Here is a 14,067-nt window from a genome sequence, read left to right on the forward strand (position 1 = left end):
ACGATGTTCAGAATTCTGTTTCGCCTGTACCTGGTGACCATCGTCTCGTTCAGCGCGGCGATTTACCTGGTGCCAGACCTGGTGGTCAGGGTCTTCCACGAGCGCTTTGTCACCTACAACCTTGATTATTCACGCGGCTTGCAAACCCTGATCGTCAAGCAATTCCACGCCGTGCCCGAAGCACAATGGCCGGCAATGGCGGTTGAAATGGACAAGGAGTTCGCCCCGCTGCACATCGTGTTGACGCGCAACGACGATCCCGACTTCACCCTGTCAGAGCGCGAACGTCTGCAGCGCGGCGAGAACGTGGTGCGCATCGGCGACTGGGGTTGGCGCACCTTGGCCGTAGCACCGCTCAATGAGCAAGCCGTGGTGAAAATGATCGTGCCACCGGACCCGATGGACGTCAGCCTGCTGTACTGGAGCATCAACGTGTTGATCGGTGCGACCATGCTCGCGTGTCTGCTGCTGTGGCTGCGCCCGCACTGGCGCGATCTGGAACGCCTTAAAGGTACCGCCGAGCGTTTCGGCAAAGGCTATCTGAGCGAGCGCACGCAGATTTCCCGACACTCCAACATCGGCAGCCTGGCGAATGTCTTTGACACCATGGCCGGCGACATCGAAAACCTGCTTAACCAGCAGCGTGACTTGCTCAATGCGGTGTCCCACGAACTGCGCACACCGCTGACCCGCCTGGACTTCGGCCTGGCCCTGGCACTCTCCGACGATTTGCCCGCAGGCAGTCGCGAGCGCTTGCAAGCGTTGGTCGCACACATCCGCGAACTCGATGAGTTGGTCCTGGAGTTGCTGTCCTACAGCCGCTTGCAAAACCCGGCTCAGTCGCCGGAGCAGGTTGAAGTGGCGCTGGATGAGTTTATCGACAGCATTCTGGGGAGCGTTGATGAAGAACTGGAATCGCCGCACATCGTCATGGATGTGCGGCTTCACGGCCAACTCGAACGCTTCACGCTTGACCCGCGTCTGACCGCCCGCGCGATTCAGAACTTGTTGCGTAATGCCATGCGCTACTGCGAAAAGTGCATTCAGATTAGCGTGCAAGTGTCCGCGAAGGGCTGTGAGATCTGGGTGGATGACGATGGGATCGGTATTCCGGATGACGAACGGGAACGGATTTTCGAGCCGTTTTATCGGCTGGATCGCAGTCGGGATCGGGCAACGGGTGGTTTTGGCCTCGGACTGGCGATCAGTCGTCGGGCGCTGGAAGCACAAGGCGGCACGCTGACTGTCGAAACGTCACCGCTGGGCGGTGCACGGTTCCGTCTCTGGCTACCCACTCAACCCTGACACGTTCTTTGTAGCAGCTGCCGAGCCTGCGAGGCTGCGTTCGGCTGCGCAGCAGTCGTAAAACCTGAAAACGCGGTCCTCCTGAAAGACCGCGTCACCTGATTTCTCGACGGCTGCTACACAGGTTCAGACTGGCACTTCATTCGCTGAGATCAGCCCAACCCCCGCTACCTGCATCCGATCAATTGCTGCCGCCAACGAACCCTCAAGATCAATCGCGCGGCACGCATCCATCACCACAAACGCATTGAATCCGGCCGCCCGGGCATCCAGCGCCGAGAACATCACGCAGAAATCCAGCGCCAGTCCGACCAGGTAAACGGTGTCGATACCACGTTCTTTCAGATAGCCGGCCAAGCCTGTGGTGGTGGTTCGATCCGCTTCCAGAAACGCCGAATAACTGTCGATGTCCGGGTTGCAACCCTTGCGGATGATCATTTGTGCATGGGGCAGGTCCAGATCCTTGTGCAACTCGGCCCCGGCAGTGGCGCGCACACAATGACCCGGCCATAGCGTTTGCGCGCCGTACGGCAACTGAATTACATCATATGGCTTGTAACCGGGGTGGCTGGAGGCGAACGAGGCGTGCCCGGGTGGGTGCCAGTCCTGGGCAATAATCACTTGTTTGAAATGGCCGCCGAGGCGGTTGATCAACGGAACGATCAAATCACCCTCCGGCACCGGTAACTGGCCGGCGGGAATGAAGTCGTTTTGCACGTCGATGATTAACAGGGCTGTGCGTGAATCAATTGGCATGAGTCGGTTCCTCCTTGGAAAATCACACGCCAAGAATAGTGCAACTTCACTCAAGCGCTAAGCCGCCCCCTCAATAACTTGGCCATGTCTTCGAGCTCCGCCACGGGGCTGTGCCCGATCAACATCCACGCATGCTCCATGTCGGCCCAGTAGACAACATTCATTCCGTGCCGACGCTCATGGGCGAAATGTCGACTGCCGCTGTTGGAGCGCGTGACGCACAGGGCCATCGGGCCATGCGCCGGGTTGAGGTAGGTGATCTGGGCAATCGGTACGCCATCGTATTCGAGGATTTGCGCACGCTTGAATTCAGAACGGGGCAACGTCAGCTGGGCAGACGCAAGGTTCAGGCCCAGGCGCGCATCAATAACCTGAAGTTGCGCCCGTTGGCTGGCTTCATCGCTGGGCAGGTGCTCCAGGGTTTCTGGCACGTAGAGCGACATGTAATCCGCGACTAACCCACGCCAGTTGGGTTTTTGCTGACTCGATTGCCAACCGAGGAACAAACGGTCCGCCACCACGCTGCCGACCACCAAAGTGGCCGCGGCCGCGAGAAACCAGCGGCGATTCATTGATGGCCGTTCGGGGGAAGGCAAGGTGGCGAGCATGAACTGCAATCGATCCAGTGGCGCCTGCTGCGCCATTTCGGCATAAGCCTCTTTAAATGGCAGACTGCTGCGGGCCAGCCATTGCAGGCGCAGGCTGAGCGTCGAGTCTTCGGCGATTGCCGTGTCGATGCGGGTGCGTTGTTCGGCATCGAGTTGGTCGTCGAGATAGGCCACCAGTTGCTCGTCTGAGGGTGTGGCGCGATCGTTCATCGACGTTCTCCCGTGAAAGGGTTCGGTACAGCATGCAGTGGTGGGTATTCGGCCAGTTTTACCCGGGCAGCGGCCAGCCGGCTCATGACCGTGCCCATCGGCACTTGCAGTACTTCGGCGACTTCGCGGTACGACAAACCTTCGACGTACGCCAGGTACACCGTTTCGCGTTGGGCTTCGGGCAACGCGTCGACACGCCGGATCACTTGAGCCGCCAGCACGTGGGTTTGCGCCGCGTGTTCGCCGTCAAACGACAACTGACTGTCGCCATCCACTACCCCCTGACCCTGACGCACCCGCCGCGCGCGCACCTCATTGAGCCAGATCGAATGCAGTATGCTCAGCAGCCAGCGGTCCATGCGTGTGCCGGGGACAAACTGGCCTGCACGTTCAAGCGCCCGCACGCAGGTCGCCTGCACCAGGTCTTCGGCCACATGCCGTTGCCGGGACAACAACAAGCCGTAACGCCACAAACGCGCTAAATGCTGGCCCAGTTCGGCCCTGATTGTTTGATCGCTGGCGATGGCGACCTCCGTCTGTACCAGGTGTCAGGTTTTCGATGAGTCGTTAATGGCTTCGGCCAGATCCCGGTATTCCTCGCAAGTGCTGCCGCAGATCGATTTGATGTGCTGCAACTGTTCTTGCGCCAGGTCCAGTCGGCCTTTGATCACATACGCTTCACCGAGGTATTCGCGCACTTGCGCATACTGCGGGTCGAGTTTGACCGATTGCAGGTAATAACCGATGCCTTCGTCGGTATGCCCCAGTTTACGCGTGGCGTAACCGCGATAGTTTAAAGCTTTGGCCGTGTTCGGTTGCTTTAGCGTATCGAGCAGGGCCAGGGCTTCTTCGTAGCGACCGTCCTTCGCCAGGCGATAGGCATAATTGGTACGGTCTTCGTCGGGCACCAGGCTATTGCTTTGCTTGAGGCATTTCTGCGATCTGGAATCGAAGACCTGGCCTTTGGGGCAGCTGGGTTTGGCGGGTGCATCATCGTCGCCATTGGCCTGGGCCAGAGAGCTGCTCAGTGCTGCCGCCAGACAACCGGCAAGCAGCAGCGGGGCGGTGAAAACAGCAAAACGCACGTTCATGGGCCAGGCTCCAAGGGTTGCGGGTTTCGGTTTAAACCACGATCGTATTGGGTCATGTAAGAAGAACACCGCAGCGTGAACAATTATTCATTTATTTATGGGGAACTATTCAAGGAAAGTACAAACCTTGTCGCTCTGTTCGACAAGGGCAGAGTGGCCTTCGCGATGAGGCCCGTCCAGTCACTGGAAACTCAAAAACCAGTCCCGTTTTTGGCCGAACCACTGCCTTACTCCCCCCACCCATGCCTTGTTATAGTCCGGGCCTCATTTTTTGCCCGGTAAAAGGATCACTGCCATGTCTCAGTACACCGCGTTCACCGTCGAACTCACCGACAACATCGCCCATGTGCAGATAAACCGTCCGGAAAAGATCAACTCGATGAACGCCGCGTTCTGGAGCGAGATCATTGAGATTTTCCAGTGGATCGACGACACCGATGAAGCTCGCGTCGTGGTCCTCAGTGGTGCCGGCAAGCATTTCTCCTCCGGCATCGACCTGATGATGCTGGCCGGTGTGGCCAATGAACTGGGCAAGGATGTCGGTCGCAACGCGCGCCTGCTGCGCCGCAAGATCCTCGCCCTGCAAGCGTCCTTCAATGCTGTCGACAATTGCCGCAAACCGGTGCTGGCGGCGATTCAGGGTTATTGCCTCGGCGGTGCCATCGACCTGATTGCCGCCTGCGACATGCGTTACGCCGCCGAAAACGCGCAATTCTCGATCAAGGAAATCGACATCGGCATGGCCGCCGATGTCGGCACGTTGCAACGCTTGCCGCGCATCGTCGGTGACGGCATGCTGCGTGAACTGGCTTACACTGGTCGCACGTTTGGCGCCGACGAAGCGCGCAACATCGGCCTGGTCAATCGCGTCTACAGCGACAGCGCGAGCCTGCTGGATGGCGTCATGGGGATTGCCCGCGAGATCGCCCGCAAGTCGCCGATTGCAGTGACGGGCACCAAAGAGATGATCAGCTACATGCGCGACCATCGCATCGACGACGGCCTTGAATACGTCGCCACCTGGAACGCCGCCATGCTGCAATCCACTGACCTGCGTGTGGCCATGGCCGCCCATATGAGCAAACAGAAACCCGAATTTCTGGACTGATTAAACATGACTTCACGCTGGACCACCGCAGTACTGGACACCGATCAACCTGGCGGCTGGGCCGTGGCCCGCAGCCCGGAAGGCTTCCTGTTTGATGACAATGGCGCGCTGTTCCCGCGTGAGTGGCTCAAGCGTCAGGACCTGTCTATTCTCGCCGAGCACGGCATCGGTCACCTTGATGGCGAGCCGGTCTACCTGCTGGAACTGCGCAGTCCCGGCGAAGTGCCGGGTTGCAACTGGAAAGGTCTGCGGGCGTTCATGCTTGAGGGCGATCACACGGTGTACAAGGTGCTCGGCTATGCCGCGCAAATTGGCACCTGGTACCGAGAGCATCGCTTTTGTGGCAACTGTGGTCAGGCGGCAACTCAGATTCCACGCGAGCGGGCGATGTACTGCGAGCCGTGTAATTTGCGCTATTACCCACGGATCTCGCCGAGCATGATCGTGCTGGTCACCCGTGGCGATGAGATCCTGCTGGCCCGTTCGCCCCGTTTCGTCAGTGGGGTCTACAGCACATTGGCAGGGTTTGCCGAACCGGGAGAGTCGGCCGAGGATTGCCTGATTCGCGAGGTTCGCGAGGAGGTGCAGATCGAGGTCAAGAACATCCAGTACCTGGGCAGCCAGTGCTGGCCATTCCCGCACTCAATGATGCTCGGCTTCCATGCCGAGTACGCCGGTGGCGTGATTGTCTGTCAGGAAGACGAAATCGAAGACGCCCAGTGGTTCAGCGTTCATGCGCTGCCGCCGTTGCCGGCGTCACGCTCGATTGCCCGTTACCTGATCGACGTCTATGTGGCGCGGCGCTTAGGCCACGCTGAACCAGTGCTGCCAGGCTAACCGCACGGTCAAGCCCAGCACCACGGTGATGAATACCGGTCGAATGAACTTCGCACCGCCACTGATGGCGGTGCGTGCGCCAAAGAAAGCGCCGACCATCACCGACAGGCCCATGCTCAGGCCGATGACCCAGTCCACCTGCCCGGAAAATACAAACACCGACAGCGCCGCAATGTTGCTGACGAAGTTCATGCTGCGTGCCACGCCGCTGGCCTTCACCAGGTCGATGGGGTACATCAGCAACGTGCTGACGGTCCAGAACGCGCCCGTGCCGGGGCCGGCCACGCCGTCGTAGAAACCGAGGCTGAAGCCCTGGGTCGATTGCCACTTTTTCTTGATCGGCGCATCGCTGTCCAGTGGTGCCTTGGGCGTGCCGCCGAACAACAGGTACAGGCCGCAGGCGAAGACGATCACCGGAAGCATTTTATTCAGCCACTCGGCCGGCAAATAATGCGCGACCACCGCGCCGGTCAATGCGCCGACCAGTGTGCCAACGATGGCGTGCATCCACTGGCGGGGATGAAATAGCTTGCGACGGTAGAAGGTGAAACTGGCGGTGGCCGAGCCAAACGTCGAACTCAACTTGTTGGTGCCCAGTACCAGGTGCGGCGGCAAGCCGGCGGTGAGCAGGGCCGGGGTGGTCAGCAGACCGCCGCCACCGGCAATCGCGTCGATGAAACCGGCAATGAAGGCAACAACGGCCAGAATGGCCAGGGTGGTGAGGTCAACACTGAGTTCGAAAGGCATGGAATCGGCTTATTCGGCGGGGTGCAGGACAGGGCTGCGGGGAAGGGCCGGTATCTTACCTAGATCCAGACTTTGCGGCGACCCGTCTGGCCTCATCGCCAGCAGGCTCCCACATTGGATGTGCGTCGAACATAAGCCCCCTGTGGGAGCGAGCCTGCTCGCGATGGCTGAGTATCAGTCGATACATCCAGTGACTGTTACACCGCCATCGCCAGCAGGCTGGCTCCCACATTTTGGATTTAGGTGAATATTAGAGACCGAGGTCGGACAGCCCCGGGTGATCATCCGGGCGACGCCCCAGCGGCCAGTGGTACTTGCGCTCGCTTTCCTTGATCGGCAGGTCGTTGATGCTGGCAAACCGATTGGCCATCAGTCCGTTCTCGTCGAACTCCCAGTTTTCGTTGCCGTAGGAACGGAACCAGTTGCCCGAGTCGTCGTGCCATTCATAGGCATAACGCACGGCGATGCGGTTGCCGGTGAAGGCCCAGAGTTCCTTGATCAAGCGGTAATCCAGTTCCTTGGCCCATTTGCGGGTCAGGAACGCTTTGGCTTCTTCGCGGTTGTTCGCGAATTCGGCGCGGTTACGCCATCGGGTATCCAATGTATAAGCCAGCGACACTCGCTCGGGGTCGCGAGAGTTCCAGCCGTCTTCGGCCAGGCGAACTTTTTCGATGGCAGATTCGCGGGTGAAGGGGGGCAATGGCGGACGAACTTCAGCGTTAGACATGTAAAGTCTCCCAGTAAAAGTACAGTTCAAACACGTAGCGGGTCATTTTGTTCGTGTTGCAAAACAGTAGAACGTTCGTTGTCCTTGGTCAGCAGAAACTTTCTTCGCCTGTCATGCCGCCATCGCGAGCAGGAGACAGGTATACCAATGCGGTAACAAGACCCAAACCCATCCATGGTGTAAGCTCATGAATTCTTCGGATTCGACCCACTGCGAGCCCTATGCCGTCGCTTTTCAAACGCTCTCTGCTGCCCAAACTGCGCAGTTTTCCGCTGACCGCCGATGCCGTCACGATCCTTTCCGGTGCCGCCGAGTTTCGTCGTTGCCTGCTGGAGAAGATCGCCCAGGCCACGCAGCGCATCTATATCGTTGCGCTGTACCTGCAACAGGATGAAGCCGGCCAGGAAATTCTCGATGCCTTGCACGCCGCCAAACTGGCGCGTCCGCAGCTGGACGTGGTCGTGGTGGTCGACTGGCTGCGCGCCCAGCGCGGCTTGATTGGTGCCGGCAAGCAACCGGGCAACTCGGCGTGGTATCAGGAAGCGACCCGCACCCACGCCAGTCAAGTGCCGGTATATGGCGTGCCGGTTCAGACGCGCGAACTGTTCGGCGTGCTGCATCTGAAGGGCTTTGTGATCGATGATTGCGTGATTTACAGCGGCGCGAGCCTGAACAATGTTTACCTGCACAAGTTCGACAAATACCGCTTCGACCGATACCACGTACTGCAGAACCAGGCGCTGGCCAATTCGATGCAGCACCTGATACAGCACGGTTTCCTTGAGTCCAAAGCCGTGCACCGCCTCGATTTGCCGAACCTGCCGACCACCCGCAGCCTGCGCCATGACATCGGCGATTTGCGCAGCCGTCTCAAGCACGCGGCCTATGACACCACGGCGGGCAACACGCTGAAGGCCGATCTGTCAGTCAGCCCGTTGCTCGGCGTCGGCAAGAACAACCCATTGAACAGGGTGATTTGCGAGTTGATCGCCAGCGCCCGGCACCAACTGACGATCTGCACACCGTACTTCAACCTGCCACTGGCCGTGACCCGGGAAATCAACCGGGCGCTAGGGCGAGGGGTCAAGGTCGACATTGTAGTCGGCGACAAGACCGCCAACGATTTCTACATCCCGCCGAGCGAACCGTTCAAGGTGATCGCAGCGCTGCCTTACCTCTACGAGATCAGCCTGCGACGCTTTGCCAAAAAGCATCAGCACAGCATCGACAGCGGCAAACTGAACCTGCATTTGTGGCGTGATGGCGACAACACCTATCACCTCAAGGGCATGTGGATCGACCAGCGCTATACCTTGCTGACCGGCAACAACCTCAACCCTCGGGCATTCCGTCTTGACCTGGAAAACGCGCTACTGATCGATGACCCGAAAGGCGAACTGCTTGAGCAACGCAACGCCGAGCTGGTAGAGATTTTTCAGAACACCAGCCGCATCGAGCGTTATCAGGAGCTGGAAACGCTGCTGGATTACCCGCCAGCGGTGGCCAAGTTCCTCACGCGCGTCAGTCGGGTGCGGATTGAGCGGCTGCTCTATCGGATTCTGTAACGCTTGACGCTGCCGGGGGCTTTGGCCACAGGGCCACTAGCAGCAATAGCGCAGCGGCCACCAGATAGGGCAAGCGTGGTTCCAGGTCATAGATCAGCGTGGCCGCCAACGGCCCGATGACGACGCCAAACCCTTGCGCGGCACCGATGGAACCGGCGGTGGCGCCTTGCTCGGAGGCGTCCACGGCATTGGCGGCCAGTGCGGCGAAAGAGGGGAAAATCAGCCCCATTCCGCCCGCTGAAACGAAGAAGCACAGCCACAAGCCCCACGCAGTATTGGCGAGGATGCTGCCGGCAAATCCCACGGACGCCACCAGCGCGCCGGCGCGGATCAAGCGCAGCGGCGGCCATTCGAGCCGGCGCACCACCAGTTGCGAGCAGATCAACGCGAAACCGACCATGGTCAAGGCAATGCCCGCCGTTTGCGCGGCGTCGGCCGGGCTCATGCCGAGCCGGTCGAGGGCAAAGAAACCGACGGTGATTTGCGCAATTGATACACACAGCATCGCCACAAACGCGACCGCCATGGGCCGGCGCAGACGTGGGTCGTTCAGGCGCACCTTGCGCGGTGCTTGCCGCAGGTGCAGTTCCTGGCCCTTGAGCTTGAAGCGCAACACCACAAAGGCCAGCAATGGCAGCACGGCCATGGCGTAAAACGGCAGGCTTAAGCTGAAACGCGACAGTAACGCGGCGATGGCCGGCCCGATCACCAGGCCACACGCATTGGCTGCACCCAATGCCGCCATGGCTTTGGCACGGTGCTGCGGTTCGATGTTGTCGGCGATCAGTGCGTTGCCACCCACCGGGATGGCGGCGTAGAACACGCCGATCAATCCACGCCCGATCATCAAGCCGATGAACCCCAGCAGCGCCGACGGCAGAAGTCGCAAGGACACGTCGATGAACAGGCACAAGGCCCAATAGGCGAGGGTGAAACCCGCGGTGGCGATCAACAGGATGCGTCGCCGGCCATAACGGTCACTGGCCTGGCCCCAAGGCCGGGCGAGCAGCATCCAGATGACCCCGGACACCGTCACCGCCGCACCGGCCTGCCACGTGGCAAGGCCCAACACCCGGGCAATCGGGCCGATCAACGAGACAAACGCCATCATCGACATGGAGCAGGCCATGTTGGCAACCATTAACGGGCGCAAGTCGAAGGCGGGAGTGGTCATGGGTGAGTCTTCCGTGAGCTTTTATAGTTTGCGGGAGATGGTAGCTCGGGATATGTGCAAGCAGCAGGAATATCGGTGGCAGTGATAATGCAATCGTCGGAACGCCGCCCGGAGCCGGCTCACTCCCACAAGGGATCTGCACCCGGCAAGCGGCTGCGGTAAGATGCCGACACTCCAAAAAACAACAAGGCTTGCCGCGCTCAATGTCGGAAAAAGACACCATCTCCATCCAACTGGTGCGCGAAGCGCTGCTGCAGAGTTGCGCCCCCGGTCAGGCCACCGATGAGGTGTTGAACAAAGTCGGAATCGATCCAGCGCTGCTGCAAACCCACGATGCCCGCGTCCCGGCCACCGCGTATGCCCGGCTCTGGCGCTTGTTGGCCCGGCGCCGGGATGATGAGTTTTTTGGCATGGACCCGCGCAAGCTCAAGTCCGGCAGTCTGGAGTTTCTGTGTCGCTGCTCAATGGTCCAGCCGAGCCTCGCCGCCGGGCTGACGTCAGGTTTGAGCTTTCTGTCGTTGATGCTTGAGCACCTGCCCGCGCAACTGGTCCGCCAGCAAAGCCTGGCCGAAATCGTTCTATTGGAAGACGATCAGGACCCGCGTCGAGCCTTCACCTATTTCACCTATTGGATGATCGTTCATGGCGTTGCCTGTTGGCTGGCAGGACGGCGGATACCGATCCTGGCGGTGGAATTGCGCTGCGCGGCACCGGATTTTTGCGATGATTATCAGGTGATGTTCTCCGAGAACCTGCGCTTCGACCGGCCGCGCACACGAATGATTTTCTCCGCCGACTGCCTGGATTTGCCGATCAAGCGCAGCGCTGAAGAACTCAAACGGTTTCTGGCCATTGCGCCGGCCAATATCCTGGTCAAGTACCGTGATCCAGATAGCCTGGCGAACCGTATCAAACAGAATTTGCGCCAACTGCCTGCCCAGCAATGGCCGGAAACCGAGCCGCTGGCGCAGCAATTGTGCATGTCGGCCTCGACCTTGCGCCGGCGTCTGGCGGAAGAAGGGCAGACCTATCAGGGACTCAAGGACAGCGTGCGCAAGGAGCTGGCCATCGTTTGGCTGGCTGAGCCAAGTATCAGCTTCGCCGAGATCGCCACGCGGTTGGGGTTTGCCGATGCGAGTTCGTTCTACAAGGCGTTTCGCAAGTGGGCGGGGTCTAATCCGGGGCATTACCGGAGTTTGATTCTGAACGAGGCGCATTGATCCGAGGCCCTTGGTGACTGCGCTGACGCTATCGCGAGCAGGCTCGCTCCCACAGTGGTTTTGTGGTGTGAATGCAATCTATGCCATACCCGGAACCCCTGTGGGAGCGAGCCTGCTCGCGATGAGGCCCGAACGGGTACCACACCTCTTGAGCCTTGGCCAAACCAGTCAACCAACTTGATAACTTTGACCATTGCCCCGTACTGCCCACAGAGCGACTATTTCTCTGGCTTTACGGTTCCCCCAGCCCAATAAAAATACAAAGGGATTCTGGCAATGCGCGATTACCTGTCTGCCACATCACAATTCAACTATCAGCACACCGTCGACGCCGCTCTCAGCGGTTCCCTGCAAGCGCTCAACGCCTGCGTCGAGTGTTGCGACCGCCATGCTTTGCCAGGGCGCATCGCGCTGTTCTGGGAAGGCCGCGACGGCGCCAGCGCTACGTACACCTTCAGCGACTTGCAGGATAAAGCTGCGCGGTTTGCCAATTTCCTGCTGGCCCAAGGGGTGAAAAAAGGCGACAAGGTCGCCGGGCTTCTGCCTCGTAACTTCGAATTATTGATCACCGTCTTTGCCACCTGGCGCATTGGCGCGGTGTATCAGCCGCTATTCACTGCGTTCGGCCCCAAAGCCATTGAACATCGCCTCGGCACCTCGGCTGCCAAAGTCGTGGTCACCGACGCGGTCAATCGCTCGAAACTCGCTGAAGTGGCCGACTGCCCGACCATCGTCACCGTCGGTGGCGCCAAAGGTCAGGGGATCGTGCGTGGCGATTACAGTTTCTGGGCCGAACTGGCCAATTATTCTCCTGCGTGCGAACCGGTGCTGCTGACCGGCGAAGACCCGTTCCTGCTGATGTTCACCTCGGGCACCACTGGCCCGTCGAAAGCCTTGTCGGTGCCGCTCAAAGCCCTCGTCGCGTTCCAGAGCTATACCCGCGATGCCGTGGATCTGCGGCCCGAAGACGCGTTCTGGAACGTTGCGGATCCGGGGTGGGCCTACGGCATCTATTACGGCGTTACCGGGCCGATGTCGATGGGGCATCCGATCACCTTTTACGATGGTCCGTTCACCCTCGAAAGCACCTGCCGGGTGATCAACAAGTACGGGATCACCAACCTCACCGGGTCGCCGACCGCCTATCGTCTGCTGATCGCGGGCGGCGACGAGTTCGCCAAATCGATCAAGGGCAGGCTGCGCATCGTCAGCAGCGCCGGCGAGCCGCTCAATCCGGAAGTGATCCGTTGGTTCGCCGACAACCTCGGCGTGGTCATCCACGACCATTACGGACAGACCGAACTGGGTATGGTTCTGTGCAACCACCACGCACTGGAACACCCGGTCCACGTCGGCGCCGCCGGTTTCACCTCACCAGGGCATCGTATCGTGGTGCTGGACGACGAATACAAGGAACTTGGTGTCGGGCAGCCAGGCATTCTGGCCCTCGACCGCACCCAGTCGCCAATGTGCTGGTTCAATGGCTACGAAGGCGCGCCAACCAAAGCGTTCGTCGGTAACTATTACCTGAGCGGCGACACCGTGGAGTGGAACCCGGACGGCAGCATCAGCTTCGTCGGTCGCAGCGATGACGTGATCACCACATCGGGCTACCGCGTCGGCCCGTTCGACGTGGAAAGTGCGCTGATCGAACATCCGGCGGTGATCGAGGCAGCCGTGGTGGGTAAACCCGATCCGGAGCGTACCGAACTGGTCAAGGCTTTCGTGGTGATTTGCGAACAATACCGCGCCACGCCGGAGCTGGCTGAAGAGCTGCGCCAACATGTGCGCAAACGTCTGGCGGCGCACTCTTACCCACGTGAAATCGAATTTGTCAGCGAGTTGCCGAAAACCCCAAGCGGCAAATTGCAGCGCTTTATCTTGCGCAATCAGGAAATCGCCAAGGCTCAAGAGGCCGCCGCGAAGAACGTTTCAGCTTGAATCCAAGGAAACAATGATGCAGATCGAAAACAAGGTTTTTCTCGTCACCGGCGGTGCTTCCGGTCTGGGTGCCGCCACGGCTGAATCGCTGATTGCAGCCGGCGCCAAAGTGATGCTGGTTGACATGAATGCCGAGGCGGTTGCGGCGCAGGCCCAGCGTCTGGGCGCGCAAAGTGTGGTGGCGGATATCAGCAACGAAGCGGCTGCCGAGGCGGCGGTGCAGGCGACGGTCAAAGCCTTTGGTGGTCTCAACGGCCTCGTAAATTGCGCCGGCATCGTGCGCGGCGAAAAAATCCTCGGCAAGAACGGCCCGCATGCACTGGCCAGTTTCAGCCAGGTGATCAACGTCAACCTGATCGGCAGCTTCAACATGCTGCGTCTGGCGGCGGCTGCCATTGCTGAAACCGAACCGGATGCCGACGGCGAGCGCGGCGTGATCATCAACACCGCTTCGGCTGCAGCCTACGACGGCCAGATCGGCCAGGCCGCTTATGCCGCGTCCAAAGGCGCCATTGTCAGCCTGACCTTGCCCGCCGCCCGTGAATTGGCGCGTTTTGGCATCCGCGTGATGACCATTGCCCCGGGCATTTTCGAAACCCCGATGATGGCCGGCATGACCCAGGAAGTGCGCGACTCGCTGGCCGCTGGCGTGCCATTCCCGCCGCGTCTGGGCAAACCGGACGAGTACGCCGCGCTGGTGCGGCATATCATTGAAAACAGCATGCTCAATGGCGAGGTGATCCGTCTCGACGGTGCCTTGCGCATGGCCGCCAAGTAA

Annotated in this window: 14 protein-coding genes; 7 read left to right on the forward strand and 7 right to left on the reverse strand. The window is 59.9% G+C overall.

What is annotated here, in order from left to right; translation table 11 throughout:
• Positions 1–3: 3 nt before the first annotated feature.
• Positions 4–1,305: an ATP-binding protein gene (locus J2Y56_RS00810; protein ID WP_310347944.1), complete on the forward strand. Its 1,302-nt coding sequence runs from the start codon at positions 4–6 to the stop codon at positions 1,303–1,305.
• A 126-nt stretch (positions 1,306–1,431) separates the two neighbouring features.
• Here J2Y56_RS00810 and pncA read toward each other — a convergent pair whose 3' ends face one another.
• The 4 genes from pncA to J2Y56_RS00830 are packed head-to-tail and all read right to left on the reverse strand — an operon-like array spanning position 1,432 to position 3,970.
• Positions 1,432–2,061, reverse strand: coding sequence for a bifunctional nicotinamidase/pyrazinamidase (gene pncA, locus J2Y56_RS00815; protein ID WP_310347945.1), 630 nt, complete (start codon positions 2,059–2,061; stop codon positions 1,432–1,434).
• A 50-nt stretch (positions 2,062–2,111) separates the two neighbouring features.
• On the reverse strand, positions 2,112–2,879 hold the full coding sequence (locus tag J2Y56_RS00820; protein WP_310347946.1) for a transcriptional regulator: 768 nt from the start codon (positions 2,877–2,879) through the stop codon (positions 2,112–2,114).
• Positions 2,876–3,373 carry an RNA polymerase sigma factor gene (locus tag J2Y56_RS00825; protein WP_310348352.1) on the reverse strand — a complete coding sequence of 166 codons (498 nt, stop codon included), beginning with the start codon at positions 3,371–3,373 and terminating at the stop codon, positions 2,876–2,878. The genes J2Y56_RS00820 and J2Y56_RS00825 overlap by 4 nt, the downstream gene beginning before the upstream one ends.
• A gap of 54 nt (positions 3,374–3,427) precedes the next feature.
• Positions 3,428–3,970, reverse strand: a complete 543-nt coding sequence (locus tag J2Y56_RS00830) for a tetratricopeptide repeat protein (RefSeq protein ID WP_310347947.1) — start codon at positions 3,968–3,970, stop codon at positions 3,428–3,430.
• A gap of 295 nt (positions 3,971–4,265) precedes the next feature.
• Between J2Y56_RS00830 and J2Y56_RS00835 the strand changes: the two genes are divergently transcribed.
• Both J2Y56_RS00835 and nudC read left to right on the forward strand, forming a co-directional pair.
• Positions 4,266–5,078, forward strand: a complete 813-nt coding sequence (locus J2Y56_RS00835; protein ID WP_310347948.1) for a crotonase/enoyl-CoA hydratase family protein — start codon at positions 4,266–4,268, stop codon at positions 5,076–5,078.
• 6 nt (positions 5,079–5,084) lie between these two features.
• Complete coding sequence (gene nudC, locus J2Y56_RS00840) at positions 5,085–5,915, forward strand: NAD(+) diphosphatase (protein WP_310347949.1); 831 nt, start codon at positions 5,085–5,087, stop codon at positions 5,913–5,915.
• On the opposite strand, the gene J2Y56_RS00845 is transcribed toward nudC, so the two are convergent.
• Both J2Y56_RS00845 and J2Y56_RS00850 read right to left on the reverse strand, forming a co-directional pair.
• Positions 5,883–6,662 (reverse strand): TSUP family transporter, encoded by a 780-nt coding sequence (locus tag J2Y56_RS00845; protein WP_150779812.1) that lies wholly within the window; start codon positions 6,660–6,662, stop codon positions 5,883–5,885. The two genes, nudC and J2Y56_RS00845, sit on opposite strands and share 33 nt — an antisense overlap.
• Before the next feature lie 250 nt (positions 6,663–6,912).
• A complete protein-coding gene (locus J2Y56_RS00850; RefSeq protein WP_007945935.1) occupies positions 6,913–7,389 on the reverse strand; it encodes a nuclear transport factor 2 family protein in 477 nt (158 codons plus the stop codon).
• A gap of 221 nt (positions 7,390–7,610) precedes the next feature.
• On the opposite strand from J2Y56_RS00850, the gene pssA reads away from it, so the two are divergent.
• On the forward strand, positions 7,611–8,954 hold the full coding sequence (gene pssA / locus J2Y56_RS00855) for a CDP-diacylglycerol--serine O-phosphatidyltransferase (protein ID WP_310347950.1): 1,344 nt from the start codon (positions 7,611–7,613) through the stop codon (positions 8,952–8,954).
• Here pssA and J2Y56_RS00860 read toward each other — a convergent pair.
• On the reverse strand, positions 8,911–10,128 hold the full coding sequence (locus tag J2Y56_RS00860; protein WP_310347952.1) for an MFS transporter: 1,218 nt from the start codon (positions 10,126–10,128) through the stop codon (positions 8,911–8,913). The genes pssA and J2Y56_RS00860 overlap by 44 nt on opposite strands.
• 203 nt (positions 10,129–10,331) lie before the next feature.
• Here J2Y56_RS00860 and J2Y56_RS00865 point away from each other — a divergent pair, with 203 nt between their 5' ends.
• From J2Y56_RS00865 to J2Y56_RS00875, 3 genes are all read left to right on the forward strand, one after another.
• Complete coding sequence (locus J2Y56_RS00865; protein ID WP_007945938.1) at positions 10,332–11,348, forward strand: AraC family transcriptional regulator; 1,017 nt, start codon at positions 10,332–10,334, stop codon at positions 11,346–11,348.
• Positions 11,349–11,624: 276 nt separating this feature from the next.
• Positions 11,625–13,289: an AMP-binding protein gene (locus J2Y56_RS00870; protein ID WP_007945939.1), complete on the forward strand. Its 1,665-nt coding sequence runs from the start codon at positions 11,625–11,627 to the stop codon at positions 13,287–13,289.
• Positions 13,290–13,305: 16 nt separating this feature from the next.
• A complete protein-coding gene (locus J2Y56_RS00875) occupies positions 13,306–14,067 on the forward strand; it encodes an SDR family NAD(P)-dependent oxidoreductase (RefSeq protein ID WP_310347954.1) in 762 nt (253 codons plus the stop codon).

It is taken from the genome of Pseudomonas sp. BE134 (assembly GCF_031456105.1).
In the GTDB taxonomy this organism is placed as follows: Bacteria; Pseudomonadota; Gammaproteobacteria; order Pseudomonadales; family Pseudomonadaceae; genus Aquipseudomonas.